Origin of the sequence: Aquincola tertiaricarbonis (genome assembly GCF_000969605.1) — a bacterium.
GTDB lineage: Bacteria > Pseudomonadota > Gammaproteobacteria > Burkholderiales > Burkholderiaceae_C > Aquincola > Aquincola tertiaricarbonis.
On sequence record NZ_JZUE01000003.1, the window covers coordinates 266667 to 292643 of the forward strand.

Here is a 25977-nt window from a genome sequence, read left to right on the forward strand (position 1 = left end):
GGGGCGACGGTCAGATCGTGCAGGCTTGCGGACCGCAGCCGAAGCGGTCATGGGGCGCCTGCGCCACCGGCGTCGTCGGCGCCGGCACCCGGCTCATCAACCAGGCGGCCAGCGCCTCGGGCCGTCCCAGCCAGGCGCTGACGTCGACGCGCTCCAGCCGTCCGTCCGCCTCCAGCAACATCGTCGGGAAGCCGCCGCCGCCGGCCTGGGCCAGCTGCTGCCGGCTGTCGGCGATGTGGGCCCGCGTCGCTTCGCCGGACAGGGCGTCGAAGGCCTGGGAAAAGGCTGCTTTGTCGAGCCCGATGTCGGCGGCCAGCGCGCGCAGCACCGCCGGCTCGGCGATGCGCCGGCCTTGCTGGTAGTGCGCCGCCTGCACCCGGGCCAGCAAGTCGGCGCCGCGGCCGGCCAGCTGTTCGGCCGCCAGCACCGCGGTGATCGGCGGCTCGGAGTCCAGCACCGCGCCGCCGTCGTGCAGCAGGCCGTCGAAGTAGGCGTCGCCGAAGGGCTGGCCGGTGAGTTGCGCAATCCGGCGGTCGTGCGGCATCACGTACTCCCGCAGCCGGGCACTCACCACCTGTCGCTGGGCGCCGGCCATCAGGCCACCGCCGTGCAGCCGCACCGGCAGCACCTGGCGCGCCGCCGCCACCAGCGGAGCGGCGCCGTAGCACCAGCCGCACAAGGGGTCGTAGATGTAGTGAAGCTGGTGCGACGTCATGCCATCACCACTTCATCTCGCCCTTGTTGACCTTGGCGCCGATCTCCAGCGCGATGCCCAGGCCTGCTTCTGGGTACGCCTTCTTCATCGCCTCGATCAGCGCGGCGGAGTTGGCGGCCTTCGGCAGCTCGGACTCGAAGCGCGCCAGGTAGGCCTGGCTCCAGGCCAGCTGGCTGGCGTCGCGCGGCGTGCCGGGGGCCGAGTGGCCGGGGATCACCACCGCCGGCTTCAGGGCGGCCATCACACCCAGCTTCTTGGCCCAGTCGGCGCGCTCCTGCGCCGTCTGCGCATCGGCGGTCCACAGATGCAGGCCGGCGTACACGTTCACGCCGCCGGCAATCGCCTGGATCGACGGAATCCACACGTAACTGCGGTGCGGCAGCGAGTCATCCAGGCCACGCACCTCGAGCACCTGGTCTTCCAGGGCGATGGTGTTGCCTTGCAGCACCTCGGGCAGCGGCACATTCTTTGGCGCGTTGGCGCCCATGCGGGGGCTCCACACCGACAGCTTGGTGGCGAGCGTGGCCTGGATCTTCTTCAGCGTGGGGGCGGTGGTCACCAGCTTGGCGTCAGGGAACAGCTGCTTGAGCACCTCGGCGCCAAAGTAGTAGTCGGGGTCGGCCTGGCTGATGTAGATGGTCTTCAGCGTCTTCTTGCTGTCCAGCACCATGGCCGCGATGCGATGCGCATCCGCCTTGGTGAAGCCGGTGTCCAGCAGCACAGCATCCGTCTTGCCCGACACCAGGACCGCATTGACATGGAAGCTGCCGGCATCGGCGTTGTAGACCTGCAGGCTGAGCGGCGCGGGCGCTGCGGCCTGGGCAGCGGCCTGGGCGACGACGCCCAGGGTGAGGCCGAAGGAAGAAAGGAGGCGTGTCAGGAGCTTGTTCATGGAGGGTCCGAAGGGTGGAAGAAGTGCAGCAACTTTATTTGCTAGAAACGATGCAATAAACTGCGGGTCTGTTGAATGTTTGTCTACTCAAACGGCCTAATCACATGGACAGATTCACGGCGATGCAGGTGTTCGCTGAAATTGCCGACCGGGGCAGCCTGACGGAGACCGCGGATGCGCTCGACATGTCGCGTGCGATGGTGTCGCGCTACCTGGCCAGCCTGGAGGAATGGCTGGGCGTGCGGCTGCTCCACCGGACGACCCGCCGCGTGAGCCTGACCGACGCCGGCCGCGAGGCGCTGGACCGCTGCCGCAAGGTGCTGGAACTGACGTCCGACGTGAAGTCGCTGGCTGGCGCACGCAGCAGCGCGCCCAGCGGCCGCCTGCGCATGACTGCCAGCCCGTCGTTCGCGCAGGCGCATCTGGCGCAGGCCGTCGCCGAATTCCTCGCGCTGCATCCGCAGACACAGGTGGAACTGGTGGTCATGGAGCGGGCGGTGAACCTGGTGGAGGACCGCATCGACCTGGCCGTGCGCATCAGCAACAAGCTCGACGAGTCGCTGGTGGCGCGCCGTCTGGGTACCTGCCGCTCGGTGCTTTGTGCCTCTCCTGCCTATGTCGAGCGTCATGGCGCGCCCGACGGTCCCGAAGCCCTGCGTGGCCACCGTTGCCTGACTCACGCCTATGTCGGTCGCAACGAATACACGCTGTACCAGGGCACTCGACCGGTGCGCGTGCCGGTGCAAGGCCCGCTGCAGAGCAATGAACCCATGGTGCTGATGCGTGCGGCGATGGAAGGCGCCGGCATCGCGCTGCTGCCCACCTATCTGGCCAGCGCCGCCATCCTTCGCGGGGACCTGGTGCGTCTGCTGCCCGACCATGAGCCCGAGCAGTTGCAGATCCATGCCACCTATCTTTCGCGCCAGTACCAGCCCCAGTTGCTGCGGGCGATGCTCGACTTTTTGGCTGGCCGCTTCGCGGACGACATCGCGCCATGGGACCGGGCGCTGTCGCATCCAGCCACCACCGAGGCATGAAAAAAGCCCGCCGGAGGCGGGCTTTTCCCGGGGCGGGTTGGCGTGCCGAGGACGGGTGCCTCGGTCGCTCACTCGGCGGCGGCTGCGAAGCTGCCCGCGGCCAGCGCCTGACGCGGTGCGCCGGTGCTGTCGGAGGTCTGGATGTTGTGTGCCAGATCGCCCTTCGGGCCTTGCACCAGGTCGTAGGTGACGCGGGCGCCCGGCTTCAGAGTGCGGAAGCCCTCCATCTGGATTGCGGAAAAGTGCGCAAACACATCGGCCCCACCACCCTCAGGTTCGATGAAGCCGAACCCTTTGGTGTCACTAAACCACTTGACGGTTCCATTTGCCATGAATCTCTCCACAAACGGGCAACAGCGCCCTGCGTAGGGAAGCGAATTCTCCGGCACATGTATCGTTAATGTCAATAGAGTTTCATTACCATCATTTTTCACCAGGGTGCAAGCTGAGGTAGCACACTGGCGGAGGTGTGGGCTGTCTTTTTGCCTCACATCGCCCCTTGAGACGGCGGGCGCCGATGCAATATGCATTGACGCACCCCGGTATTCACTGTCTATAGAATCGTTTCATGCCCGCGGATCCCCCCTCGCTGCCCCCGAACCCGCCAGAAGCGCCGCGCGTCGATGACGGTCAAGGCGCCGTCGTCGCCGAACGCCAGGCGCAGCGAACCGAGCCGCCGCGCATGTACCAGGTGGTGCTGCTCAATGACGACTACACCCCCATGGAGTTCGTGGTGTTGGTGTTGCAGGAATACTTCCTGCGTGATCTCGACACCGCGACGCAGATCATGCTGAAGATCCATCACGAGGGTCGCGGCGTCTGCGGCGTCTACACGAAGGACGTCGCCGCGACCAAGGTTGAACTGGTGCTTGCTGCTGCACGTCGCGCAGGGCACCCGCTGCAGTGCATTTTGGAGGCCGCATGATCGCGCAAGAACTTGAAGTCAGTCTGCACATGGCGTTCGTGGAAGCACGCCAGCAGCGCCACGAATTCATCACCGTCGAGCACCTCCTGATGGCGCTGCTGGACAACCCTTCCGCCGCCGAAGTGCTGCGCGCCTGCGCCGCCAACATCGACGACTTGCGGAAGAGCCTGTCCAGCTTCATCAAGGAGAACACGCCGACCGTCGGAGGCACCGACGAGGTCGACACGCAGCCTACCCTGGGCTTCCAGCGTGTGATCCAGCGGGCCATCATGCACGTGCAAAGCACGGGCAGCGGCAAGAAGGAGGTGACCGGAGCCAACGTGCTGGTGGCCATCTTCGGCGAGAAGGACTCGCACGCCGTCTACTACCTGCACCAGCAGGGCGTCACACGGCTGGACGTCGTGAACTTCATTGCCCACGGCATCAAGAAGTCCGATCCGCCCGAGCCGTCGAAGTCCAACGACAACCCCGGCTCCGAGGGCGAGAAGGAAGATGCCGCTGAAGGCAAGGGCTCGCCGCTCGACCAGTTCACGCAGAACCTCAACCAGAGTGCCCGCGACGGCAAGATCGATCCGCTGATCGGCCGCGAGCATGAGGTCGAGCGCGTGATCCAGGTGCTGTGCCGCCGCCGCAAGAACAACCCGCTGCTGGTGGGTGAAGCGGGCGTGGGCAAGACCGCGATTGCCGAGGGCCTGGCCTGGCGCATCACCGAAGGCGACGTGCCCGAGGTGCTGGCCGAGTCGACCGTCTATGCGCTCGACATGGGCGCGCTGCTGGCCGGCACCAAGTACCGCGGCGATTTCGAGCAGCGCCTGAAGGGCGTGCTGAAGCAGCTGAAGGAACAGCCGAACGCCATCCTGTTCATCGATGAGATCCACACGCTGATCGGTGCGGGCGCGGCCTCGGGCGGCACCCTGGACGCAAGCAACCTGCTGAAGCCGGCGTTGAGCTCGGGCGCAATGAAGTGCCTGGGCGCCACCACGTTCAGCGAGTACCGCGGCATCTTCGAGAAGGACGCGGCGCTGTCGCGGCGCTTCCAAAAGGTGGACGTGGTCGAGCCCTCGGTCGAGCAGACCATCGAGATCCTCAAGGGCCTGAAGTCGCGCTTCGAAGAGCACCACAGCGTGAAGTACGCGCTGGGTGCGCTGCAGGCCGCGGCGGAGCTGTCCGCCAAGTTCATCAACGACCGCCATCTGCCCGACAAGGCGATCGACGTGATCGACGAGGCTGGTGCCGCCCAGCGCATCCTGCCGAAGAACAAGCAGAAGAAGACCATCACGCGTGCCGAGGTGGAAGAGATCGTCTCGAAGATCGCCCGCATCCCGCCGGCCTCGGTGTCCAACGACGACCGCAGCAAGCTGAAGACGCTGGACCGCGATCTGAAGAGCGTGGTGTTCGGCCAGGACCCGGCCATCGACGCGCTGTCGGCCGCCATCAAGATGGCGCGTTCTGGCCTGGGCAAGCCGGACAAGCCGATCGGCTCGTTCCTGTTCAGCGGCCCCACGGGCGTCGGCAAGACCGAAGTGGCCAAGCAGCTCGCCTACATCCTGGGCATCGAGCTGATCCGCTTCGACATGTCGGAGTACATGGAGCGTCACGCGGTGAGCCGCCTGATCGGTGCGCCTCCGGGCTATGTCGGTTTCGACCAGGGTGGCCTGCTGACCGAGGCGATCACCAAGAAGCCGCATGCGGTCCTGCTGCTCGACGAAATCGAGAAGGCGCATCCGGACGTCTTCAACGTGCTGCTGCAGGTGATGGACCACGGCACGCTGACCGACAACAACGGGCGCAAGGCCGACTTCCGCAACGTCATCATCATCATGACGACGAACGCGGGTGCCGAGACCATGAGCAAGTCGACGATCGGCTTCACCAACTCCCGCGAAAGCGGCGACGAGATGGCCGACATCAAGCGCCTGTTCACGCCGGAGTTCCGCAACCGGCTGGATGCGACCGTTAGCTTCCGTGCGCTGGACCAGGAGATCATCCTGCGGGTGGTGGACAAGTTCCTGCTGCAGCTCGAAAGCCAGCTGGCCGAGAAGAAGGTGGAGGTCACGTTCACCGACGGGCTGCGCAAGCACCTGGGCGCCAAGGGTTTCGATCCGCTGATGGGTGCCCGCCCGATGCAGCGCCTGATCCAGGACGTGATCCGCCGCGCGCTGGCCGACGAACTGCTGTTCGGCCGCCTGGTGGACGGTGGCCGCCTGACGGTGGACATCGATGCGGACGGCAACGCGGTGCTGGACATCCAGCCGCCGCGCAAGAGCGACAAGCCGAAGGCGGAGCCGGCCACGGCCTGATCCGTGCCCCGAGCGCCCGCGCCCTGAAGCTCAGGGCGTCTGGCGGTAGAACGAAGCGAGCAGCCGGTACATCACCGGCTGTTCTTCTTTCAAGGCCTCGGGTGTGACGAAGAATGCTTCGCTGGCAACAGCGAAAAATTCCTCCGGCGCCTCGGCGCCGTACGGGTCGACGATCGACTCGTAGCCGCACACCACGCGCTCGCTGAAGCGGTCGTACTCGGCCATCAAGGTGTCGTGCCACTCGGCCTGCGCCTGGGCGCTGGGCAGCAGCGGCACACCGTCGGCGAGGCCGTCGCGCATGTCGAGCACATGCGCGAACTCGTGGATCACCACGTTGTAGGCGGCGCCTTGGGCGTCGGCTGCACGCTCGCCGGCGTCCTGCCAGCTCAGCATCACCGGGCCGCCGACCATGGCCTCGCCGGACAGCAGCTCGTCATACTGGTGCACCACCCCGTGCTCGTCGGTGACCTCGCGGCGTGCGACCACTTCATCCGGATGCATCACGATGCCGACGAAGTCGTCGTACTGCTCGATGCCCAGCCGCAGCACCGGCAGGCAGGCCTGTGCGGCCACCGCCACGGCCATCTCGTCGGTGACCGACAGGCCGCCCGAGCCGGTGAATTCCTTCTTGTCGAGGAACAGGCTGGCCATGCGGCGCAGCTCGGCCTCATCTTCGGAAGGCAGGCGCTGCAGGAAGGGATAACGCGCCATCGTGTGCTTCCACAGGCCGTCCGGGATGCTGCGGCGGGCGAGCGCACGCTCGTCGCGGCTGCGGCGCCAGGCCCTGAGCAGGGAGCCGATCACGGCGCGGGCGAGATGGCGTGGCGGGTCAGGCCGTCGGCCGTCCAGCGCAGCACGTCGCCGCGCAGCATCGGCGCCTCCAGGTCCCAGTCGCCCAGCACATGGCGCGTGCCGATGGCCAGCGCATGGGAAGCCGGCTTGTGCGTGTGGCCATGCACCATGGCAGGGGCGCTGACTTGCTGCAGCCACTGGGCTGCCTCGTCGTCATCGACGTCGCTCCACTGGTCGGGCGACAACTGGCGCTGCGCGGCCTGACTGGCATCACGCATCTGCCGCGCCTGCTGCCGGCGGACGGCCAGCGGCTGGGCGAGAAAGGCGGCTTGCCAGTCGGTGCTGCGCACCTGGCGGCGGAAGGCCTGGTAGCCGGTGTCGGCGGTGCACAGCAGATCGCCGTGCGTGATGAGCAGGCGCTGGCCGAAGGCGGTGAGCACGGTCGGATCGGCCAGGGCTTCGATGCCCAGGCCGGCCAGCAGGTCATGGCCCAGCAGGAAGTCCCGATTGCCGGCCATGAAGCCGATGCGGCGTTGGCGGGCGGCCTGCCGGAGCACCTGCACGCAGCGCCGTTCGAAGCTGCCGGGCTCGGCCGCGGCATCGTCGCCCACCCACACCTCGAACACGTCGCCGAGCAGGTAGACCGCATCGGCGCGGGTGGTGTTGAGGTGATGGGCCCAGGCCTCGAAGGTGCGGGGCGTGTCGGGCCCCAGGTGCAGGTCGGAGATGAACTCGATGCACCGCCAGCCCGGAGGTGCGTGCACCTCTGAGAAGGCGGGCAGCGTCATCGTGGGGCGGTGCTCAGACTTCGGTGATCTTCTGGATCACCACGTCGTCCACCGGCACGTCGTCATGCATGCCCTTGCGGCCGGTGCGCACCTTCTCGATGCTGTCGATCACGTCCTGGCCCGACACCACCTTGCCGAACACGGCGTAGCCCCAGCCCTGCGGCGACTCCGACTTGAAGTCGAGGAAGCCGTTGTCCGCGGTGTTGATGAAGAACTGCGCAGTGGCCGAGTGCGGCGCCGACGTGCGGGCCATGGCCAGCGTGTAGTGCGCGTTCTTCAGGCCGTTGTTGGCTTCGTTGGCGATGGGCGCGTCCGTGTTCTTCTGCTTCATGCCGGGCTCGAAGCCGCCGCCCTGGATCATGAAGCCCTTGATGACGCGGTGGAACACGGTGTTGTCGTAGTGGCCCTTGCGTGCATACGACAGGAAGTTCTCGACGCTGGCCGGTGCCTTGGCGTCGTCGAGTTCGGCGCGGATGACGCCGGCGCTGGTGGTGATTTCTACGGTCTTGGTCATGTCATTTCTCCAGAGTGGCTTGCTTGATCACCACGGGTTGCAGCGGTACGTTCTGATGCGGGCCGTTGTTGCCGGTGGGCACCGCCTTGATCTTGTCGACGACGTCCATGCCCGACACCACCTTGCCGAACACCGCATAGCCGTTGCCGTCGCGCGAGTTGGCCTGGTCGAGGAAGCTGTTGTCCTTCAGGTTGATGAAGAACTGCGACGTGGCCGAGTTGGGGTCCATGGTGCGGGCCATGGCCACGGTGCCGCGGGCGTTGACCAGCCCATTCCTGCTTTCCAGCGGAATGGGGGCGCGGGTGGGCTTCTCCTTCATGGACGCGTCCATGCCGCCGCCTTGGATCATGAAGCCGTCGATCACGCGATGGAACACGGTCCCGTTGTAGTGGCCCGCCTTCACGTAGTCGACGAAGTTCGCAACGCTCTTCGGTGCCTTCTCGGCATCCAGTTCCAGCACGATGGGACCCATCGAGGTATCGAGCCGCACCTTCTGCGCAAGCGCCGGAGCGCCCACGAACATCGAGAGCGAAAGCGCCAATGCCAAGCCTTGTTTCATCTTCATGTAGCCGGGGTTGCGTGGGGTGAGGTACGGGCAGGGCGCCGCTATACTGACCGACTGATTCTAACGAGCGGCCTCCCACGATGAGGCCGCTGTCTTTGCGGCCTTCGCGATGACCCTTCGCCTGCACAACACCCTCACCCGTACCCTGGAAGACTTCACGCCCGTGGAAGCCGGCAAGGTGCGGATGTATGTGTGCGGCATCACCGTGTACGACCTGTGCCACATGGGCCATGCACGCACGATGACGGCGTTCGACGTGGTGTACCGCTGGCTGGTCACGTCGGGTTACGAGGTCACCTACGTCCGCAACATCACCGACATTGACGACAAGATCATCCGTCGTGCGGTGGAGCGGGGCATCACCATCGGTGAGCTGACCTCGCAGACCACGCAGGGCATGCAGCAGGACTTCGCGGCCATCGGGCTGCTGCCGCCGACGCATGAGCCCCGCGCGACCGACTACGTGCCGCAGATGCTGGACGTGATCGGGCAGCTGGAAGCCAGGGGCCTGGCCTACCGCGCCGACGATGGCGACGTGAACTTCGCGGTGCGTCGTTTCCCTCGCTACGGCAAGTTGTCCGGAAAGAGCCTGGACGACCTGCGTGCCGGCGAGCGCGTGGCCGTGCAGGCAGGCGAAGGCGGCAAGGGCGATCCGCTGGACTTCGTGCTGTGGAAGGCCGCCAAGGCCGACGAGCCGCCGGAGGCCAAGTTCGACGGCCGCTATGGTCCTGGCCGGCCCGGATGGCACATCGAGTGCTCGGCCATGGCCTGCAGCATGCTGGGCCAGCCGATCGACCTGCATGGCGGCGGCATGGACCTGCAGTTCCCGCACCATGAGAACGAGATCGCGCAGACGGAAGGCGCCACCGGCGCGCTGTTCGCACGTCACTGGATGCACACCGGCTTCCTCAACGTCGACGACGTGAAGATGTCGAAGTCGCTGGGCAACTTCTTCACCATCCGCGAAGTGCTGCAGCGCTACGACGGCGAGACGCTGCGCTTCTTCCTGCTGCGCACGCACTACCGCAGCCCGTTCAACTTCAGCGACGCCCACATCGACGACGCGCGTGCGGCCTTGCGTCGGCTCTACACCGCGCTCGAGAAGGTGCCCGCCCAGGCGTCGCCCATCGACTGGCAGCAACCCGCCGCGGCCGCTTTCCGCGATGCCATGGACGACGACCTGAACACGCCCGCCGCCATTGCCGTGCTGTTCGAGCTGGCCAGCGAAGTCAACCGCAGCGGCTCGGCCACGCAGGCCGGCCTGCTGAAGGCGCTGGGCGCCACGCTGGGCGTGCTGCAGCAGCCGCCCACGGCTTTCCTGCAGGGCGGCCGGCAAGGCCTGGACGAGGCCGCGCTGCAGGCGGCCATCGAGGCCCGTGCCGCGGCCAAGCAGGCCCGCAACTTTGCCGAGGCCGACCGCATCCGCGCACAGTTGCTGGAGCAGGGCGTGGTGCTGAAGGACTCGGCGCAAGGCACCACCTGGGTGAGAGCCTGATCGTGCCGCGTGCTGTTGTAACGCCTGCGGCGAACGTGATCGTCACGCCGTCCTACTGGGACGACGCGTGCCGCCACCTCAGCAAGCGCGACCGGGTGATGAAGAAGCTCATCCCCAAGTTCGGCGAAGGCCGGCTGCAGAGCCGGGGCGACGCCTTCACCACGCTGGCCCGCTCCATCGTCGGCCAGCAGATCTCGGTGAAGGCCGCGCAGTCGGTGTGGGACAAGTTCGCCGCCCTGCTGCCCGACCCCAGCACGCGCCTGAAGCCTGATTCCGTCATGGCGCTGGAAGTGGACACCATGCGTGCGGCCGGCCTCTCCGCGCGCAAGGTGGAGTACCTGCGCGACCTGGCGCAGCACTTCGACAGCGGTGCCGTCCATGTGCAGCAATGGCAGGACATGGACGACGAGGCCATCATCGAGGAACTGGTCGCCATCCGCGGCATCGGTCGGTGGACGGCCGAGATGTTCCTCATCTTCCACCTGATGCGGCCCAACGTGCTGCCGCTCGACGACCTGGGCCTGATCAAGGGCATCAGCCTCAACTACTTCAGCGGCGAGCCGGTGTCACGGGCTGAGGCGCGCGAAGTGGGCGATGCCTGGGCACCTTACCGGTCGGTCGCCACCTGGTACCTTTGGCGCAGCCTTGATCCGCTGCCCGTCGAGTACTGAGAACAAGAGGAACCTCCGCATGAGCAAGAAGCACTTCCTGGACTTCGAAGCCCCCATCGCCGAGCTCGAAGCCAAGATCGAAGAACTGCGCTTCGTTCAAAGCGAATCCGCGGTCGACATCTCCGAGGAGATCGAGCGGCTGGACAAGAAGAGCCTGCAGCTCACCAAGGACATCTACACCCAGCTCACGCCCTGGCAGGTCACGCAGATCGCGCGGCATCCGCAGCGGCCCTACACGCTGGACTACGTCAACGACATCTTCACCGACTTCCAGGAGCTGCACGGCGACCGCGCCTTTGCCGACGACCAGTCCATCGTCGGCGGTCTGGCGCGATTCAACGGCATGGCCTGCATGGTGCTGGGCCACCAGAAGGGCCGCGACACCAAGGAGCGTGCCGCTCGCAACTTCGGCATGGCGCGGCCCGAGGGCTACCGCAAGGCGCTGCGGCTGATGAAGCTGGCCGAGAAGTTCGGCCTGCCGGTGTTCACCTTCGTGGACACGCCGGGTGCCTATCCCGGCATCGGCGCCGAGGAGCGCGGCCAATCGGAAGCCATCGGCCGCAACATCTTCGAGATGGCGCAGCTGGAGGTGCCCATCATCGCCACCATCATTGGCGAAGGCGGCTCGGGCGGTGCGCTGGCCATCAGCGTGGGCGACCAGATGCTGATGCTGCAGTTCTCGGTGTACTCGGTCATCTCGCCGGAAGGCTGCGCCTCCATCCTGTGGAAGACGGCCGAACGCGCCGCCGATGCGGCCGAAGCGCTGGGCATCACCGCCCATCGGCTGAAGGCGCTGGGCCTGGTCGACAAGATCATCAACGAGCCGGTGGGCGGTGCGCACCGCGATCCCAAGGCCATGTCCGCGTCGCTCAAGCGCGGGCTGAACGATGCGCTTCGCCAGGTCATCGACCTGAAGCCGAAGGAGCTGCTGCAGCGCCGCTACGAGCGCCTCCAGGCCTACGGCCGCTTCAGCGACACCAAGGACCGCTGAGCCTGCACAGGCAGCCGCGTGATGGCACATCGCCTGGCGGTGGCCGTCAGCGGCGGCCGTGATTCCGCGGCCCTGCTGCATGCCACTGTTGCGGCAGCACGGCCACTGGGCATCGAGGTGCATGCCTTCCATGTGCACCACGGCCTGATGCCCGAAGCCGACGGTTGGCAGGCGCAGGTGGCCCGCCTGTGCGAGGCCTGCGGTGTGCCCTTGCAACTGCGCCGCCTGAGCTGCCGCCCCGCGCGCGGCGACAGCATCGAGGCCTGGGCCCGGCGTGAGCGTTATGCGGCCTTGACCGACATGGCGCTGCAGGCCGATGTGCAACTGGTGCTGCTGGCCCATCACCGGCGTGACCAGGCCGAGACCTTCCTGCTGCAGGCCCTGCGCGGGGCAGGCCCGGCCGGCCTGGCCGCCATGCCTTCCTGCATCGTGCGTGACGGCATCACCTGGGCCCGGCCCTGGCTGGACCAGCCGCGCGAGGCCATCGACGCCTATGTGGCGCACCACCGCATCGCCGCCGTCGAAGACCCAAGCAACGCGGATTCCCGCTTTGCCCGCAACCGCTTGCGGCTGCAGGTGATGCCTGGCCTGAGCAGCGCGTTCGCCGACGCGGAAAGTGCGCTCGCCGCTTCCGCGCGCCGCATGGCCGAGGCCGATGAGGCCCTGCGGGACTGGGCCACCCAGGCGCTGGCACGGTGCAGTGCCGGGCACGCCCTGCTGCGTGAGCCCTGGCAGGCCTTGACGCCCGCGCAGCAGGCCATCGTGCTGCGCCACTGGCTGGCGCTGCAGCTGGGGCAAGGTGCGCCGCAGCGCCTGCTCGACCGCCTGCTGAAGGAGTGGCCCGATGCCGTGTCCGCCTCGTGGCCCGCGGGGCCCGGCCGCATGCTGCGCCACTACCGCGGCCGCCTTGTGATGCAGGCCGTGCCGGGCGAGCAGGCGGCCGGCTGGCCCGCGGCCTTGGCTTTGCAGATCGATGCGCCGGGCGACGTCGCGGTGCCGGCATGGCAGGGCGTGTTGCGGGTGAAGCTTTCGGACAGCGGCGTGCCGCTGGCGTGGCTGCTCGCGTGCGAATTGCGACCCCGGTGCGGTGGTGAGCAGTTCCAGTCCGCGGCCAACCGCCCGCCGCGCAGCCTCAAGAAGATGTTCCAGCAGCAAGCGGTGCCGGCATGGGCGCGCGGGGCGCCGCTGCTCTGGAGCGCGCACGGCCTGATGTTCGTGCCGGGACTCGGCCTGGATGCACGCAGTGTGAACCCCGCGGAGGCCGGACCGCGGGTGACCCTGGAGTGGCTGCCTCTTGCCGCAGATTCTGCAAACGACGGGTGAGCGGCCGACGGTCGCTAGAATCGCGGGCTTCCCCGGACTCGCCCGGGCCGATTTTTTCAAGCAGAACGTGCGGGCCGCGGCGCTCGCCGTCACCCCTCATGGCACTGATCGTTCACAAGTACGGCGGCACGTCGATGGGCTCCACGGAGCGCATCCGCAATGTCGCCAAGCGCGTCGCCAAGTGGGCCCGCGCCGGGCACCAGATGGTGGTGGTTCCTTCGGCAATGAGCGGCGAGACCAATCGCCTGCTCGGGCTGGCCAAGGAACTGCAGCCTGAACGCATCACCGGCAGCGTGATGCGCGAACTGGACATGATCGCCTCCACCGGCGAGCAGGTCTCGGTGGGCCTGCTGTCCATTGCGCTGCAGGCTGAAGGCCTCGAATGCGTGAGCTACGCCGGCTGGCAGGTGCCCATCCAGACCGATTCGTCCTTCACCAAGGCCCGCATCCAGGCCATCGACGACGCCCGCGTGCGCGCCGACCTGGCCGCTGGCAAGGTGGTGGTGATCACCGGGTTCCAGGGCGTGGACCCGGAGGGCCACATCACCACGCTGGGCCGCGGCGGCAGCGACACCTCGGCCGTGGCCGTGGCGGCCGCGATGAAGGCCGCGGAGTGCCTGATCTACACCGACGTGGACGGCGTCTACACCACCGACCCGCGCATCGTTCCCGAGGCGCGCCGGCTGCACACCATCAGCTTCGAAGAGATGCTGGAGATGGCCAGCCTGGGCAGCAAGGTGCTGCAGATCCGCTCGGTGGAATTCGCCGGCAAGTACCGGGTGCCGCTGCGTGTGCTGTCGAGCTTCACGCCCTGGGACATCGACATCGACGAGGAAGCCAAGTCGGGCACCCTGATCACCTTCGAGGAAGACGAAAACATGGAACAAGCCGTTGTCTCGGGCATCGCGTTCAATCGCGACGAAGCCAAGATCACCGTGATGGGCGTGCCCGACAAGCCGGGCCTGGCCTACCAGATCCTCGGTGCCGTGGCCGATGCCAACATCGACGTGGACGTGATCATCCAGAACGTGTCGCACGACGGCAAGACGGACTTCTCGTTCACCGTGCAGGGCGTGGACTACAGCCGCGCGCTGGACCTGCTGAAGTCGAAGGTGGTGCCGGCCACGGGCGCGGCCGAGGTGGTGGGCGACCCGAAGATCTGCAAGGTGAGCATCGTGGGCATCGGCATGAAGAGCCACGTGGGCATTGCGGCCAAGATGTTCCGCACGCTGAGCGAAGAGGGCATCAACATCCAGATGATCAGCACCAGCGAGATCAAGACCAGCGTCGTCATCGACGAGAAGTACATGGAGCTGGCTGTGCGTGCACTGCACAAAGCTTTCGATCTCGAGCAGGAAATCGCCTCGGCATAGGCTAGAATCCCGCTTCTTCGAATGTTGGAGTCGTGACCGAGTGGCCGAAGGTGCTCCCCTGCTAAGGGAGTATGTGCCAAAAGCGCATCGAGGGTTCGAATCCCTCCGACTCCGCCAACGCAGGCGATGACAACGCAAGTTGAATTCGCCGCAAGAAAGCCCCGCCAGTCGGGGCTTTTTTGCGTCTGGCCGCAAGGGCCTGAGCTCATGGCTCGATGGCGATGCCCACCAGATTTTCGCCGCCCTGCACGGTGCCAATGCGGCTGGCCGCGCCCGTCTTCAGATCCACGCGATACAGCACCGTGGCGGCATGGCCAGGCGCCTGGATGGCTGCATAGGCGGCGTTGTTCAGGTCGCTGATGTCGAAGTGCACCTGCGCGATCGGGCCGGCGTTGAGCGGCCCGACGGTGAACAGTCTGCCCGTGTTGGGCGAGACCACCGGCTGCGTGCCTTCCAGGCTGCCCTGGCGCACCAACGTGCCGGCCACCGCATCGATGGCGTAGTTGGTGGTGATCTTCTCGTTGTCCTTGTTGTAGGTGTAGCCGGCGGCCTGCACGCCGGGCTGGCGACCGGCGTTCACGTCGCTGGCGTCATAGGCCAGCGGGCCATCGAGCTGCAGGCCCGGGGTGTTGGCATCGGCATCCACCACGGCGCCGGTGTCGGGATGCAGGCGCAGGTTCAGGCCGCTGTCGCTCACCACCCGCAGGCGGTCGACGGTGGGATTGAAGTCCACGCCGAAGTGCCGGCCGGCCAACGGCACGGCCAACGGGCCGCCGACCGGCGTGGCCGCCGCCGTCGTGGTGTCGATGCGGTAGAGCCGACCGCTGCTGCCCAGTGCGAACAACTGGCCACGGGCCACGCGGAAGTCGATGCCCAGGAGCTGTTCCTCGGGCGCCAGTCCGGTGAGGGCCTGGTTGCTCAGCAGCTTTTGCGGCTGGCCGCCATTGAAGCTGACCAGCCGCTTGCCGGCGGTGACGGCGAAAAGAGTTTCCTTGGCAGGCGGGCCGAGCGGCTCCGCCACGGGCGGCGCGGCGCAGGCGGCCAAGAGCAGCACTAAGGCGAGGGCAGGCAGGGCGGTTCGGTACTGCGGGGTCATGGCAGAAGCGTAGGTTGAACACAACCTAGCGAGTCTGCCGCCCCGGTGCCAGCCCCATCGCCGAAGCTGGCCGAGTTAAGCCGCCCATCTCGTGCCGCATGCGGCTGCGGCTTCAGCCGTTCAGGCGACGTCCAGCCAGGGGCTGCCTTGCAGCGCGTCGGCCACCACGATCTCGGTGGCGGCGCAGCCCAGCGTCGCGCTGAGTGCGGCCGCGGCCAGCTCGGGCGTGTTGTTCTTCTGGCTCAGGTGGGCTGCCACCACATGGCGCAGGCCGGCATGCTTGCAGGCCTCCAGGATGGCCGCGGACTGGGTGTTGGCCAGGTGGCCGCGCACGCCGCCCACGCGGCGCTTGAGGAACCACGGGTAGGGGCCGTCGGCCAGCATTTGTGCATCGTGGTTGCACTCGAGCAGCAGCGCATGGCAATCGTTCAGATGGCCAAGCACGCTGTCGGTGGGCTCGCCGATGTCGGTGAGCACGCCCAGCCGGGCCACGCCGTCGGTGCAGCGCAGCTGCAGCGGTTCGGCCGCGTCGTGCGGCACGCCGAAGGGCGTGATCTGCAAGCCGCCGAAGTGGATGGGCACGCCTTCCAGCGCGATATGCCGCACGGTGACGGCGCCCACTGGCGCCGGCTTGCGGTCCATGGCCTGCCACGTGCCCAGGCTGGCCCACACCGGCACGCCATGGCGGCGGGTGAGCTGCAGTGCGCAGCCCACATGGTCGCTGTGTTCATGAGTGATGAACACCGCGTCCAGCATCGAAGGCGTGAGGCCCGCCGGGGCCAGGCGCCGCGTGAGTTCGCGCAAGGAGAAGCCGCAATCCACCAGCAGCCGCGTGGTGCGGCCATTGCGGGTGGACTCGATCAACGTGCCGTTGCCGGTGCTGCCGCTGCCCAGGCTGCGAAATCTCAGCATGTGTGCTGCGGCCGCCCTGCGTGGCCTACTTCAGGTCTTCGGCCAGGATGCGCACGATGCGCTGGCCGATGTCGCCGTTCTCGGGCTGGCCGCTGGAGGTGTACACCGCCGCGGTGGTGCGCTCGCCGGCCGACTTCAGGTTGATGCGGTAGCGGCCCGGGCCGGTGAGCGAGTTCTTGCCCTTGTCGTCGCCGAAGCTGAACAGCTTGGAGAAGAAGCCCGGTTCTTCCTTGCCGGCCATCTTCGGGTCGGCATAACGCACGTAGTAGATGCCGCCGGCGCGGTCGCGGTCTTCCACGGTGAAGCCGCCGCGGTCCAGGGCCAGACCCACGCGGCGCCAGGCGCGGTCGAAGCCTTCGTCGATCTGCAGCGTGGCGGCGGCCTCGCCCGGGACGATGCGGGCGCGGCTGGGCGCGGGAGCACCCGGCGTGGCCGTGGCGGCGGTGGTCGTGCCCGGCGCTGCGTTGGCGATGGCCTGGTCGGCGCGGGCCTTGTCGGTGCCCAGCTTCACCATCAGGCGCTGCAGGAATTCGGCTTCCAGCTGCGGGTCGCTCGGGCGGCCGGTCCAGCTGGTCTGGTCGCGCTCGCGGCTGGTGTACACCTCTTCCATGCCGCGGTGGCTGATGTAGATCTCCGTGCCGCCGGCCACGCGTTCCACGCGGGTGCGGAACTTGTCGCGCTCGCCGGTGGAATACAGCGAGTCCAGCACGCGGCCCAGCGTGCGGCGGATGATGTCGTCGGCGATCTTGGCGCGGTTCTCGGCCCAGTCGGTCTCCATCACGCCGGCCGAGGGAGTGTCGGTGGTGAGCACGAAGCCGCGCTCCTGCCAGAACTGCTGCAGTTGCGGCCACAGCTGCTCGGGCGTGGCGGGCACGAACAGCCAGCGCTGGTTGCCGTCGCGCAGCACGCGGATGTCGCCCACGGCCTGCGGCGCCACCGTCTGCGTGGCCTCGGGCGCCACTGCGCCGGGCACGTTGGCATTGGCCTGGTACCCCGCGGCGCTCACGCTGCCGGACGCGGCCTGGTAGCGGCCGTCGCGGGCCAGCTGCGTCAGGTCGGGTGGCACTTCCAGCGGGGTCTGCGACTGCCTGGACTTGCTGCGGTAGTCGATCTTGTCGCCCGACATCAGGTTCTCGACGCTCGAGCACCCGGCCAGCGTGGCCACGAGCGCCAGGACGGCCAGCGAAGAAGTAGAACGGTTCAGTTGACGCATCGGGTGAGGCCGCCGGCACGCAGGGCGCGGGCGATAAGTGGTCTGTCGGGAGATGGGGAGAGGGAGCAGCGCGCGCCTAAAGCACGCCGCCTTCGCGCAGCGCCTGCTCGACCAGCGGCTGCAGGGCCGGGTCCAGCGGCGTGAGCGGCAGGCGGATGGCCGGGCCGCAGCGGCCCATGCGCTGCAGCGCCCACTTCACGGGGATGGGGTTCGGCTCGCAGAACAGCTGCTTGTGCAGCGGCAGCAGCTGCATGTGGATCTGCGTGGCACGGCGGGCGTCGCCGGCCACGGCGGCCATGCACATCTCGTGCATCAGCCGCGGCGCGACGTTGGCGGTGACGCTCACGTTGCCCTGGCCGCCGAGCAGCATCAGCGCCACGGCGGTGCCGTCGTCGCCCGAATACAGCGAGAAGCCATCGGGCTTCTGCCGCGCCAGCCAGGCCGCGCGCTCGATGTTGCCGGTGGCTTCCTTCACGCCGACGATGCCGGGCACCTGGGCCAGGCGCAGCGTGGTGTCCACGCTCATGTCCGCCACGGTGCGGCCGGGCACGTTGTACAGCACCACCGGCAGGTCCACCGCCTCGGCGATGGTGCGGAAGTGGCGGTAGATGCCTTCCTGCGTCGGCTTGTTGTAGTAGGGCACGACCTGCAGCGAGCAGTCGGCGCCCACCTTCTTCGCGAAGCGGGTGAGCTCGATGGCTTCCTGGGTGGAGTTGGCGCCGGCGCCGGCCATGATGGGCACGCGGCCCGCCGCCTGTTCCACCGCCACGCGGATGATCTCGCAGTGCTCCTCGACCGACACGGTGGGCGATTCGCCCGTGGTGCCGACGACGCCGATGCAGTCGGTGCCTTCGGCGATGTGCCAGTCGATCAGGGCGCGCAGCGCGGGATAGTCGACGCTGCAGTCTTCCTGCATCGGCGTGATCAGCGCGACGATGCTGCCAACAATCGGTTTCATAGCGGTACCGGCTTCTTCCTAATCGACGGAGTTTAACCGTCGGGGCCGGGGCGCCTCACAGGGGATAACGCGCCGGCGCCGGGGCATCCGGGTCGGGCCGCACGGCCACGATGCGCTGCAGGAAGCGGGCCGGCGCATCGATGAATCCGTCCTCGTACGCCACGGTGCGCAGGCCGGCGCAGGCCTGCAGCAGTTCGCCCGGGCGCAGCAGGAAATCGGGTCGCGAGGGCTTGCCCACGGTCTCGTTGCCGGCGGTAAATGTTTCGTAAATCAGCACGCCGCCGGGGGCCAGCGACGCCACCAGCGTGGGCAGCAGCGGCCGCCAGAGGTAATGCGTGACCACCACCGCGTCGAAGCGTTCGCCGGGCAGCGGCCAGGCCCCGCCCTCAATGTCGGCGACGATCAGGCTGCCCAGCGGCTGCAGCGGCGCCAGCGCATCGGCGTCGCGGTCGATGCCGGTGAGCGCATGGCCGCGCGCCGCGAGGTAGCGCAGGTGCCGGCCGCTGCCGCAGGCCACGTCGAGCACCGAGCCGCCCGGGCGCACCAGCGGCGCCCAGCGCCGCACCCAGGCCGATGGCTCGCCGCTGCCGTGCGGCATCAGAAGCAGCTCCACACCTGGTTGGCCAGCTCCACCATCAGGCTGGGCTGCAGGTAGGCCATGAACACCGCGGCCAGTGCCGCGGCGGCGCCGGCCCAGGCCAGCAGGCGGCGGGTGCGGTGGGTCATGCCGGCACCGGTGCAGGCCGGGCGATGGCGTGCTCGCGCACCGGCAGGTTGATGGCCGCGGCGAACAGGCCGAGTGCGGCGGCCAGCCACCACACCACGTCGTAGCTGCCGGTGGTGTCGTAGAGCTTGCCGCCCAGCCAGACGCCCAGGAAGCTGCCCACCTGGTGGCTGAGGAAGACGAAGCCGCCCAGTGTCGACAGGTACTGCACGCCGAAGATCTGCGCCACCACCGCGTTGGTCGGGGGCACGGTGGACAGCCACAGGAAGCCCATCACCGCCGCGAACACGTAGACGCTTCCCGGCGACAGCGGCACGAACAGGAAGATGACGATGGCCACCGTGCGCGCCGCGTAGATGGTGGCCAGGATGTGCCGCTTGGCCAGCCGCTGGCCCAGTACGCCGGCGGTGTAGGTGCCAAAGACGTTGAACAGGCCGATCAGCGCCAGCGCATAGGTGGCCACCTGTGGCGACAGGCCGTGGTCCTTGAGGTAGCTGGGCAGGTGCACGCCGATGAACACCACCTGGAAGCCGCAGACGAAGTAGCCCGCCATCAAGTAGCGGAAGCTGGGATAGCCGAAGGCCTCGCGCAGCGCCTGCGGCAGGCTCTGGCGCGGCCCGGTGGGTGCTGCCACCGCCGGCTCGCGAAGGCCGAAGGCCAGCGGCAGGATGGCGATGGCCGCAATGCTGAGCAGGAACAGCGCGTTCTGCCAGCCAAAGCCGCTGATCAACCAGTTCTCCACCGGCACCATCAGGAACTGGCCAAAGGACCCGGCCGCAGCCGCCACGCCCATCGCCCATGAGCGCCGCTCGGGCGCGACATTGCGGCCGATCACGCCATAGATCACCGCATAGGTGGTGCCCGATTGCGCCATGCCGATCAGCAGCCCGGCGCTGCCTGCGAAGGCCAGGCCGGAGGTGGACAGCGCCATCAGCACCAGCCCCAGCGCATACAGCAGCCCGCCCACCAGCAGCACCTTGAAGGCGCCGAAGCGGTCGGCCAGCATACCGGCGAAGGGCCCGGCGATGCCCCAGGAGATGTTCTGGATTGCCAGGGCCAGCGCGAAGGTCTCCCGCGTCCAGCCACGGTCCATGGTGATCGGCTGCAGCCACAGGCCGAAGCCGTGGCGGATGCCCATGGACAGCGTGACGATCAACGCGCCGCACAGCAGCACCTGGTTCATCGACAACGGACGTGCGGCGGCGGTGGACTTCATGCCGCCGAATCTATCCGAAACACAGCTTCACATTGGTGCGGGCGCGGACAAGGACCTGCCGTCGCAGGGCCCGGCCAGGGTCGGTCCCTAGAATCCGCGCCGATATGGCAAGCAAGCAATCCAGTTACGGCGAAGCGTCCATCCGCGTGCTGAAGGGCCTGGAGCCCGTCAAGCAGCGGCCGGGCATGTACACCCGCACCGACAACCCGCTGCACATCGTGCAGGAGGTGATCGACAACGCGGCCGACGAGGCCCTGGCCGGCCATGGCAAGCGCATCGCGGTGACGCTGCATGCCGACGGCTCCATCGGCGTGGACGACGACGGCCGCGGCATTCCGTTCGGCCTGCATCCCGAAGAGCAGGTGCCGGTGATCGAGATCGTCTACACAAGGCTGCATGCGGGCGGCAAGTTCGACAAGGGCTCGGGCGGGGCCTACAGCTTCTCGGGCGGCCTGCATGGCGTGGGCGTGAGCGTCACCAATGCCCTGGCCAGGCGACTTGAAGTGGCGGTGTGGCGCGAAGGCCAGAACGCGCGGCTGGTGTTTTCCGGTGGCGACGTGGTGGAGCCGCTGAGCGTGGCCAAGGCCGCGTCGGGCGACCGCAAGCACGGCACCAGCGTGCGCGTGTGGCCCGATGCCAAGTACTTCGAGAGTGCCGAGCTGCCGCGCGGCGAGCTGCTGCACCTGCTGCGCAGCAAGGCCGTGCTGATGCCGGGCGTGACGGTCACGCTGACCACCGAGAAGACCGGAGAGACCGTCACGTGGCTGTACAAGGGCGGCCTGCGCGACTACCTGATGCAGCACCTGGCGGCCGACCCGGTGATTCCGTTGTTCGAAGGCGAGCAGTTCGCCGGCGCGGCGGAGACCGAGAACTTCGCGGAAGGCGAGGGCGCCTCCTGGTGCGTGGCCTACACCGAAGAAGGCGCCACGCTGCGCGAGAGCTACGTCAACCTGATTCCCACGGTGGCCGGTGGCACGCACGAGGCCGGACTGAAGGACGGCCTGTTCGGCGCGATCAAGGGCTTCATCGAGATGCATTCGCTGATGCCCAAGGGCGTGAAGCTGATGCCCGAGGACGTGTTCTCGCGCGCGAGCTTCGTGCTGTCGGCCAAGGTGCTCGACCCGCAGTTCCAGGGCCAGATCAAGGAGCGCTTGAACAGCCGCGACGCGCTGCGGCTGGTGTCGGCCTTCACCAAGCCGGCGCTGGAGCTGTGGCTCAACCAGCATGTGGCCCACGGCAAGCGCCTGGCCGAGCTGGTGATCAAGCAGGCGCAGACCCGCCAGCGCGCCAGCCAGAAGGTGGAAAAGCGCAAGGGCTCCGGCGTGGCCGTGCTGCCGGGCAAGCTCACCGATTGCGAGAGCCGCGACCTGGCGCTCAACGAGGTGTTCCTGGTGGAGGGCGACTCCGCCGGCGGCAGCGCCAAGATGGGCCGCGACAAGGAGACGCAGGCCGTGCTGCCGCTGCGCGGCAAGGTGCTGAATGCGTGGGAGGTGGAGCGCGACCGGCTCTTCGCCAACAACGAGATCCACGACATCGCGGTGGCCATCGGCGTGGACCCGCACGGGCCCAATGACACGCCGGACCTGTCGGGCCTGCGCTACGGCAAGGTGTGCATCCTCAGCGATGCAGACGTCGACGGCTCGCACATCCAGGTGCTGCTGCTGACGCTGTTCTTCCGGCACTTCCCCAAGCTGATCGAGCGCGGCCACATCTACATCGCCAAGCCGCCGCTGTTCCGCATCGACGCACCGGCGCGCGGCAAGAAGCCCGCGGCCAAGATCTACGCGCTGGACGAAGGCGAGCAGGTCGCCGCACTGGACAAGCTGCGCAAGGAAGGTGCGCGCGAGGGCAGCTGGACGATCAGCCGCTTCAAGGGCCTGGGCGAGATGAGCGCCGAGCAGCTGTGGGACACCACGCTCAACCCTGACACGCGCCGCCTGCTGCGGGTGGACTTCGGTGCGCTGGACTTCGGCAGCACGGTGCAGTCGCTGACCAAGCTGATGGGCAAGGGCGAAGCCGCGGCGCGTCGTGAGCTGATGGAGCTGCGCGGCGACGACGTGGAAGTGGACGTGTGACGTCGCGTTTGAACTGCGCTGCCGGACCGCGCAGGTTCGGCGGCCGGGCAAAGAAAAAAGGCCTTGCATCGCTGCAAGGCCTTCTTCTTCTGTTCTTGGCTCCCCGACCTGGGCTCGAACCAGGGACCTACGGATTAACAGGCCCCGCTTCGAATCTCGCTGCAGCCCGCATGAATACTCGCTTTCGGGGTCGGCAGTTTCCAATATTCTGAAGTCCGGGGCGCTTCGATTTCCCTGGGACGGCCAGGCCGAAACTACTGGATATTGGAACGCTTAGAGGCCCACGATCAGCCCGTTCGGCTGGGCCGTTTCGCGCCAGCGCGCCTTGATGTATTTCTCCGTGGTGGCCTTCGTCTTGTGGCCGCACAGCAGTTGGATCCGCTCGATGGGCTCGCCGCTCAGCCACAGGTCCGTGGCGCCCTTGCCCTTGAGGTCGCGCAGGCCGAAAGACGGCATGTTGGCCAGGGGGCCGTTCTTCGCGGCGTGCTGCTTGCGCACGCGCTCCTGCGCCTGCTTCAGCATGGCCGACAGGCCGTCGTAGGTGTAGGCGTCGCCGTCGAGCCGGTGCAGGATCGGCTGGTGCAGCTGCGGCACCGTACCGATCGCGCCCAGCACAAGGTCACCCAGCGCACCGGTGAGGGCGATGTCGATCAGCCGGCCGGTCTTCGACTGCCGGAAGTGCAGCACCTTGCCGCCGTCCTTCGTGCGCACGTTTGCCGGCGTCCAGGCCAGCACGTCGACCTCGGGCCGCTGCAGCGTGCGGTAGACCAGCTCCATGGCTAGCCGCACCGCTCGGTTGCCGGCCTCGTAGACGGCCCGGTACTCCTCGTGCGTGACGTAGCGCTCCCGCTCGCTCTCCGGATTGCGCTGCACGCCGCTGGCGCGCATGCACGGGTTCGGCTGGCCCTTCATGCCGCCGAGGTTGCTGCGGAGCATCCAGCTGATGCACGACGACAGGCAGGCCCGCTCGCGGTTGGCCCGCACGCCGCGCTTCGCCTTCTCGCCGATCTCCAGGTACTCGCTGACGTGGTGCGGGCCGATCTCCGTCGGCAGCATGGCGCCGAAGAACACCTTCAGCGGCACGACGTCGGCCTCGTAGTCCTCAAGCGTGCGCTTCGAGCGCTGGCCAGCTGCCACCAACTCGCGGAAGTGGATCAGGAACTGGTCGAGGAACCAGGTCATGGTCCCGTAGGTGCCGGTCGGGTCGTTGTAGTGCTCGGCGCGCTTCTTGGCCGCGGCCAGGTCCTTGCCCAGGTTCTCCCACTTGCCGGTGTCGCGGTGCACGTAGTACAGCGACCCCGAGCGCATGTACACGCGCTCGGGCAGGCCCTGGCTATCGTCCTTGCGCCTGCGCCCCACGCTTGCCTCCCGTGAACAGCTTCAGCAGCCCGGCGCGGTTCGGCTGGCCGCCGGCGGCATTCTGCGCCGCGGCTTCCGGCTGCCGGCCGATCAGCACGCGCTCGAACTCGCCCCGGGCCACCAGCGGGCGGCCGTTCGGCTTCTTGTTGACGATCAGGCCCAGGCCGGCCAGGTAGCGCCGCTGCGCCGCCGGCATCACCAGCGGCGCGCAGATGTCAGCGATCTCGTCGTCGGTGAGGTACGGCGTGGCCATCACACCCTCCCGACCGACAGGACCCACACCCATGGATTGGTGTCCCAGCTGCCTGCGCCGTTGATCTCTTCCCACAGGTCGGCGTACCAATCGCGTGCAGTGTCCCAGCCGCGCATGCCAACGCCGCTCGAGTGCGGCTCCTCGGCTGGGAAGGGGTCGCCGTTGTCGTCCAGGGCGCCGCGCACGCAGCCTTCAGCCCAGGCGTCGGCCTCGCTGATGTCCTGCAGCCGCTCCACGCGCACGTCGGTGATCTCCAGCGTGATGCGGCTGGCCCAGCGGAACATGTAAATGCCCGGCGTCCACTTCGTCTGCAACCGGTGCTCCAGCGCGCTGGGCCCGTCAGCCGCATAGACGAAGGGGCCGTCCTCGTCGCGCGCAGCAGCCTGCGCCTGCACGTGGTGGGCCCAGGTCTCGCGAACCCAGAGCCTGTCCCCCGGTACCCCGTAAGGGCACACGATCTCGCGGCTCGACACGCCGTCGTCGACCGCTGGCGCGCGCGGCACCGGCTTGCCGTGGCTGTCGATCACGCCCGGGCCGCCGACGAAGTGCGTGGGTGGCGGCTTCACCAGGCGGCGCGTCTGGGTCTTCGTTCCGGCCAGCAGTGCTCGCACCATCGGCGCGCTGAACAGGATGCCTCGTTCCTTCATGGGTGGACCTCCGGAGACAGGTCGTGAGTGCGGCCGTCGAGCAGGCGGCCGGCGGCGCGCTTGCCCACCTTGAATGCGCAGTGCCCCTCTGGCCATTCCTGCTGGTCCGCTTGAACGATCGTCTCGTATCCGAGGTCGTTGCCGTGCTCAGCGTAGCCAGGGCTCCACTCGCCCCACTGCTTGAAGAGGAAGGGCACGCCGGCAGCTGCGCACTGGTCGCGCAGGCCGCGGGCCCAGTCCGGATGCATAGGCCGCGCGTGCGGGCCGCTCTCGCCGCCAACGATCACCCAGGCTAGCGCCTGGCAGCGGTGCCCGACGCCATGACAGTCGGCACAGGTCACGCCGCCGACACCCCCGGGGCCCGGTCGAGATCCTTGATCGCATGGCACAAGCCAGCGCGACAGGTCGATCGGTCCCAGCATCGGCTCGACTGACAAGAACCGTACGCGCGCCGGCACCGCCAACAGCTTCGGGATGTCGCGGTCGGCTTCGGCCTGGTTCACCACCGTGATGCCCAGCCAGATGTTCGGCAGCAGCGGCACCGTCTTCCAGTCGCCCAGCATGCCGGCGACGTTGCCGATGCGCTTCGTGAGCAGCAGCCAGTCGAGGTGCGGCGTCGCGGCGATCAACTGGAAGAACGCCAGGCGCCACTCCACCGGCACCGCGTTGTCGAACGGATCGCACAGCGACGGGAACACCTTCATGCGCCGGCCGGCCTGGCCCGCTGCGCGGTTCCACAGCCGCGGCTTCGACCAGTCGACGGTGCGCCGGCGCGGCGCGCCCGGGCCCCAGTTGGCGCCGGCGGCGAAGCGCTTGTTGCGCGCCTCGGCGTAGCAGTGGTCACATCCGGGCCCGACCTTCTGGCAGCCCTCCCAGGGCGACCAGGTGGCGTCGCACGAGGCGATCTCAGTAGTCTCAGCCATTCGGCGTGCCCCCCGAGGTGTCCATGATGTTGCGGCTCTCGAAGGCGTGCACCTCGCCGCTCCAGCGCATGTAGGCCTCGAGCAGGCCGCCCGGGCCGGCGGGCCGCTTGGCCAGAAGCGCACGCAGGTCCTGCAGCCGCACCTTGGTGGCGTCGCGCTCGGCCGTGGCCAGGGCGAGCTGGCGCTCGGCGTCCTGCAGCAGGATCTTCGTGGCCTGCAG

27 protein-coding genes, 1 tRNA gene and 1 pseudogene are annotated in these 25977 nt (G+C 68.0%); 10 read left to right on the forward strand and 19 right to left on the reverse strand.

What is annotated here, in order from left to right:
* Window positions 1–10: 10 nt before the first annotated feature.
* Both VO99_RS05345 and VO99_RS05350 read right to left on the reverse strand, forming a co-directional pair.
* Window positions 11–715 carry a DsbA family protein gene (locus VO99_RS05345; protein WP_046111761.1) on the reverse strand — a complete coding sequence of 235 codons (705 nt, stop codon included), beginning with the start codon at window positions 713–715 and terminating at the stop codon, window positions 11–13.
* A 4-nt stretch (window positions 716–719) separates the two neighbouring features.
* Complete coding sequence (locus VO99_RS05350; RefSeq protein ID WP_052736100.1) at window positions 720–1607, reverse strand: MBL fold metallo-hydrolase; 888 nt, start codon at window positions 1605–1607, stop codon at window positions 720–722.
* Window positions 1608–1711: 104 nt separating this feature from the next.
* On the opposite strand from VO99_RS05350, the gene VO99_RS05355 reads away from it, so the two are divergent.
* A complete protein-coding gene (locus VO99_RS05355; protein WP_046111762.1) occupies window positions 1712–2644 on the forward strand; it encodes a LysR family transcriptional regulator in 933 nt (310 codons plus the stop codon).
* 68 nt (window positions 2645–2712) lie between these two features.
* Here the strand turns inward: VO99_RS05355 and VO99_RS05360 are convergent, their stop codons facing one another.
* On the reverse strand, window positions 2713–2976 hold the full coding sequence (locus VO99_RS05360; protein WP_046111763.1) for a cold-shock protein: 264 nt from the start codon (window positions 2974–2976) through the stop codon (window positions 2713–2715).
* Between the two features lie 236 nt (window positions 2977–3212).
* On the opposite strand from VO99_RS05360, the gene clpS reads away from it, so the two are divergent.
* Both clpS and clpA read left to right on the forward strand, forming a co-directional pair.
* Window positions 3213–3569 (forward strand): ATP-dependent Clp protease adapter ClpS, encoded by a 357-nt coding sequence (gene clpS, locus VO99_RS05365; RefSeq protein WP_046111764.1) that lies wholly within the window; start codon window positions 3213–3215, stop codon window positions 3567–3569.
* Window positions 3566–5869, forward strand: coding sequence for an ATP-dependent Clp protease ATP-binding subunit ClpA (clpA, locus tag VO99_RS05370; protein ID WP_046111765.1), 2304 nt, complete (start codon window positions 3566–3568; stop codon window positions 5867–5869). Before clpS ends, clpA begins: the two co-directional genes overlap by 4 nt.
* A 30-nt stretch (window positions 5870–5899) precedes the next feature.
* On the opposite strand, the gene VO99_RS05375 is transcribed toward clpA, so the two are convergent.
* Genes VO99_RS05375 through VO99_RS05390 form a run of 4 tightly spaced genes read right to left on the reverse strand, consistent with a single transcriptional unit; the run spans window position 5900 to window position 8522 of the window.
* Window positions 5900–6673, reverse strand: coding sequence for a M90 family metallopeptidase (locus tag VO99_RS05375; protein WP_046111766.1), 774 nt, complete (start codon window positions 6671–6673; stop codon window positions 5900–5902).
* Window positions 6670–7449, reverse strand: a complete 780-nt coding sequence (locus tag VO99_RS05380) for a UDP-2,3-diacylglucosamine diphosphatase (protein WP_046111767.1) — start codon at window positions 7447–7449, stop codon at window positions 6670–6672. Before VO99_RS05380 ends, VO99_RS05375 begins: the two co-directional genes overlap by 4 nt.
* A gap of 13 nt (window positions 7450–7462) precedes the next feature.
* Window positions 7463–7963, reverse strand: a complete 501-nt coding sequence (locus VO99_RS05385) for a peptidylprolyl isomerase (RefSeq protein ID WP_046111768.1) — start codon at window positions 7961–7963, stop codon at window positions 7463–7465.
* Between the two features lies 1 nt (window position 7964).
* The gene (locus VO99_RS05390) at window positions 7965–8522 is read right to left on the reverse strand and encodes a peptidylprolyl isomerase (protein WP_310733647.1); all 558 of its coding nucleotides are present in this window, start codon (window positions 8520–8522) and stop codon (window positions 7965–7967) included.
* Window positions 8523–8637: 115 nt separating this feature from the next.
* Here VO99_RS05390 and cysS point away from each other — a divergent pair.
* The 6 genes and pseudogenes from cysS to VO99_RS05420 form a co-directional block, all read left to right on the forward strand.
* Window positions 8638–9768, forward strand: a pseudogene (cysS, locus tag VO99_RS05395) (cysteine--tRNA ligase); the annotation flags it as partial.
* A complete protein-coding gene (locus VO99_RS32100; protein ID WP_502528726.1) occupies window positions 9660–10694 on the forward strand; it encodes a DNA-3-methyladenine glycosylase family protein in 1035 nt (344 codons plus the stop codon). The pseudogene cysS and the gene VO99_RS32100, both read left to right, overlap by 109 nt.
* A 19-nt stretch (window positions 10695–10713) precedes the next feature.
* The gene (locus tag VO99_RS05405; RefSeq protein WP_046111772.1) at window positions 10714–11685 is read left to right on the forward strand and encodes an acetyl-CoA carboxylase carboxyltransferase subunit alpha; all 972 of its coding nucleotides are present in this window, start codon (window positions 10714–10716) and stop codon (window positions 11683–11685) included.
* A gap of 21 nt (window positions 11686–11706) precedes the next feature.
* Window positions 11707–13008 (forward strand): tRNA lysidine(34) synthetase TilS, encoded by a 1302-nt coding sequence (gene tilS / locus VO99_RS05410; protein WP_046111773.1) that lies wholly within the window; start codon window positions 11707–11709, stop codon window positions 13006–13008.
* Window positions 13009–13106: 98 nt separating this feature from the next.
* Window positions 13107–14381, forward strand: a complete 1275-nt coding sequence (locus VO99_RS05415) for an aspartate kinase (RefSeq protein WP_046111774.1) — start codon at window positions 13107–13109, stop codon at window positions 14379–14381.
* A gap of 26 nt (window positions 14382–14407) precedes the next feature.
* Window positions 14408–14498, forward strand: a tRNA-Ser gene (locus VO99_RS05420).
* Between the two features lie 88 nt (window positions 14499–14586).
* Here the strand turns inward: VO99_RS05420 and VO99_RS05425 are convergent.
* The 7 genes from VO99_RS05425 to VO99_RS05450 all read right to left on the reverse strand — a co-directional run bounded on the left by VO99_RS05425 (window position 14587) and on the right by VO99_RS05450 (window position 20500).
* Window positions 14587–15435, reverse strand: a complete 849-nt coding sequence (locus tag VO99_RS05425; RefSeq protein ID WP_232315268.1) for a DUF4394 domain-containing protein — start codon at window positions 15433–15435, stop codon at window positions 14587–14589.
* Between the two features lie 162 nt (window positions 15436–15597).
* Window positions 15598–16389 carry an MBL fold metallo-hydrolase gene (locus tag VO99_RS05430; RefSeq protein WP_046111776.1) on the reverse strand — a complete coding sequence of 264 codons (792 nt, stop codon included), beginning with the start codon at window positions 16387–16389 and terminating at the stop codon, window positions 15598–15600.
* A gap of 25 nt (window positions 16390–16414) precedes the next feature.
* Window positions 16415–17602, reverse strand: coding sequence for an NlpB/DapX family lipoprotein (gene bamC, locus VO99_RS05435; protein WP_046111777.1), 1188 nt, complete (start codon window positions 17600–17602; stop codon window positions 16415–16417).
* Between the two features lie 76 nt (window positions 17603–17678).
* Window positions 17679–18560, reverse strand: coding sequence for a 4-hydroxy-tetrahydrodipicolinate synthase (dapA, locus tag VO99_RS05440; RefSeq protein ID WP_046111778.1), 882 nt, complete (start codon window positions 18558–18560; stop codon window positions 17679–17681).
* A 55-nt stretch (window positions 18561–18615) separates the two neighbouring features.
* Window positions 18616–19158: a class I SAM-dependent methyltransferase gene (locus VO99_RS05445; RefSeq protein WP_046111779.1), complete on the reverse strand. Its 543-nt coding sequence runs from the start codon at window positions 19156–19158 to the stop codon at window positions 18616–18618.
* The gene (locus VO99_RS31715; RefSeq protein WP_257799211.1) at window positions 19158–19286 is read right to left on the reverse strand and encodes a hypothetical protein; all 129 of its coding nucleotides are present in this window, start codon (window positions 19284–19286) and stop codon (window positions 19158–19160) included. The genes VO99_RS05445 and VO99_RS31715 overlap by 1 nt, the downstream gene beginning before the upstream one ends.
* Window positions 19283–20500 (reverse strand): MFS transporter, encoded by a 1218-nt coding sequence (locus VO99_RS05450; RefSeq protein WP_046111780.1) that lies wholly within the window; start codon window positions 20498–20500, stop codon window positions 19283–19285. The genes VO99_RS31715 and VO99_RS05450 overlap by 4 nt, the downstream gene beginning before the upstream one ends.
* Window positions 20501–20604: 104 nt before the next feature.
* Here VO99_RS05450 and VO99_RS05455 point away from each other — a divergent pair, with 104 nt between their 5' ends.
* Entirely contained in the window at window positions 20605–22575 is a 1971-nt protein-coding gene (locus tag VO99_RS05455; protein ID WP_046111781.1) for a DNA topoisomerase IV subunit B, read from the forward strand.
* A 273-nt stretch (window positions 22576–22848) separates the two neighbouring features.
* Here VO99_RS05455 and VO99_RS05460 read toward each other — a convergent pair whose 3' ends face one another.
* Genes VO99_RS05460 through VO99_RS30080 form a run of 5 tightly spaced genes read right to left on the reverse strand, consistent with a single transcriptional unit; the run spans window position 22849 to window position 25899 of the window.
* On the reverse strand, window positions 22849–23934 hold the full coding sequence (locus tag VO99_RS05460; RefSeq protein ID WP_198156875.1) for a site-specific integrase: 1086 nt from the start codon (window positions 23932–23934) through the stop codon (window positions 22849–22851).
* Window positions 23909–24187, reverse strand: coding sequence for a hypothetical protein (locus VO99_RS05465; RefSeq protein ID WP_046111782.1), 279 nt, complete (start codon window positions 24185–24187; stop codon window positions 23909–23911). The genes VO99_RS05460 and VO99_RS05465 overlap by 26 nt, the downstream gene beginning before the upstream one ends.
* A complete protein-coding gene (locus tag VO99_RS05470) occupies window positions 24187–24834 on the reverse strand; it encodes a hypothetical protein (RefSeq protein WP_046111783.1) in 648 nt (215 codons plus the stop codon). Before VO99_RS05470 ends, VO99_RS05465 begins: the two co-directional genes overlap by 1 nt.
* Window positions 24831–25757 carry a phage Gp37/Gp68 family protein gene (locus tag VO99_RS05475; RefSeq protein ID WP_046111784.1) on the reverse strand — a complete coding sequence of 309 codons (927 nt, stop codon included), beginning with the start codon at window positions 25755–25757 and terminating at the stop codon, window positions 24831–24833. The genes VO99_RS05470 and VO99_RS05475 overlap by 4 nt, the downstream gene beginning before the upstream one ends.
* Window positions 25750–25899, reverse strand: a complete 150-nt coding sequence (locus tag VO99_RS30080; RefSeq protein ID WP_157039438.1) for a hypothetical protein — start codon at window positions 25897–25899, stop codon at window positions 25750–25752. The genes VO99_RS05475 and VO99_RS30080 overlap by 8 nt, the downstream gene beginning before the upstream one ends.
* Window positions 25900–25977 lie beyond the last annotated feature (78 nt).

What these genes read in the sequence shown, in the direction of transcription:
- VO99_RS05345 (WP_046111761.1), bottom strand. Translation starts at nt 715, where the DNA reads ATGACGTCGCACCAGCTTCACTACATCTACGACCCCTTGTGCGGCTGG.
- VO99_RS05350 (WP_052736100.1), bottom strand. Translation starts at nt 1,607, where the DNA reads ATGAACAAGCTCCTGACACGCCTCCTTTCTTCCTTCGGCCTCACCCTG.
- VO99_RS05355 (WP_046111762.1), top strand. Translation starts at nt 1,712, where the DNA reads ATGGACAGATTCACGGCGATGCAGGTGTTCGCTGAAATTGCCGACCGG.
- VO99_RS05360 (WP_046111763.1), bottom strand. Translation starts at nt 2,976, where the DNA reads ATGGCAAATGGAACCGTCAAGTGGTTTAGTGACACCAAAGGGTTCGGC.
- clpS (WP_046111764.1), top strand. Translation starts at nt 3,213, where the DNA reads ATGCCCGCGGATCCCCCCTCGCTGCCCCCGAACCCGCCAGAAGCGCCG.
- clpA (WP_046111765.1), top strand. Translation starts at nt 3,566, where the DNA reads ATGATCGCGCAAGAACTTGAAGTCAGTCTGCACATGGCGTTCGTGGAA.
- VO99_RS05380 (WP_046111767.1), bottom strand. Translation starts at nt 7,449, where the DNA reads ATGACGCTGCCCGCCTTCTCAGAGGTGCACGCACCTCCGGGCTGGCGG.
- VO99_RS05385 (WP_046111768.1), bottom strand. Translation starts at nt 7,963, where the DNA reads ATGACCAAGACCGTAGAAATCACCACCAGCGCCGGCGTCATCCGCGCC.
- VO99_RS05390 (WP_310733647.1), bottom strand. Translation starts at nt 8,522, where the DNA reads ATGAAACAAGGCTTGGCATTGGCGCTTTCGCTCTCGATGTTCGTGGGC.
- VO99_RS05405 (WP_046111772.1), top strand. Translation starts at nt 10,714, where the DNA reads ATGAGCAAGAAGCACTTCCTGGACTTCGAAGCCCCCATCGCCGAGCTC.
- tilS (WP_046111773.1), top strand. Translation starts at nt 11,707, where the DNA reads ATGGCACATCGCCTGGCGGTGGCCGTCAGCGGCGGCCGTGATTCCGCG.
- VO99_RS05415 (WP_046111774.1), top strand. Translation starts at nt 13,107, where the DNA reads ATGGCACTGATCGTTCACAAGTACGGCGGCACGTCGATGGGCTCCACG.
- VO99_RS05430 (WP_046111776.1), bottom strand. Translation starts at nt 16,389, where the DNA reads ATGCTGAGATTTCGCAGCCTGGGCAGCGGCAGCACCGGCAACGGCACG.
- bamC (WP_046111777.1), bottom strand. Translation starts at nt 17,602, where the DNA reads ATGCGTCAACTGAACCGTTCTACTTCTTCGCTGGCCGTCCTGGCGCTC.
- dapA (WP_046111778.1), bottom strand. Translation starts at nt 18,560, where the DNA reads ATGAAACCGATTGTTGGCAGCATCGTCGCGCTGATCACGCCGATGCAG.
- VO99_RS05445 (WP_046111779.1), bottom strand. Translation starts at nt 19,158, where the DNA reads ATGCCGCACGGCAGCGGCGAGCCATCGGCCTGGGTGCGGCGCTGGGCG.
- VO99_RS31715 (WP_257799211.1), bottom strand. Translation starts at nt 19,286, where the DNA reads ATGACCCACCGCACCCGCCGCCTGCTGGCCTGGGCCGGCGCCGCCGCG.
- VO99_RS05450 (WP_046111780.1), bottom strand. Translation starts at nt 20,500, where the DNA reads ATGAAGTCCACCGCCGCCGCACGTCCGTTGTCGATGAACCAGGTGCTG.
- VO99_RS05455 (WP_046111781.1), top strand. Translation starts at nt 20,605, where the DNA reads ATGGCAAGCAAGCAATCCAGTTACGGCGAAGCGTCCATCCGCGTGCTG.
- VO99_RS05465 (WP_046111782.1), bottom strand. Translation starts at nt 24,187, where the DNA reads ATGGCCACGCCGTACCTCACCGACGACGAGATCGCTGACATCTGCGCG.
- VO99_RS05470 (WP_046111783.1), bottom strand. Translation starts at nt 24,834, where the DNA reads ATGAAGGAACGAGGCATCCTGTTCAGCGCGCCGATGGTGCGAGCACTG.
- VO99_RS05475 (WP_046111784.1), bottom strand. Translation starts at nt 25,757, where the DNA reads ATGGCTGAGACTACTGAGATCGCCTCGTGCGACGCCACCTGGTCGCCC.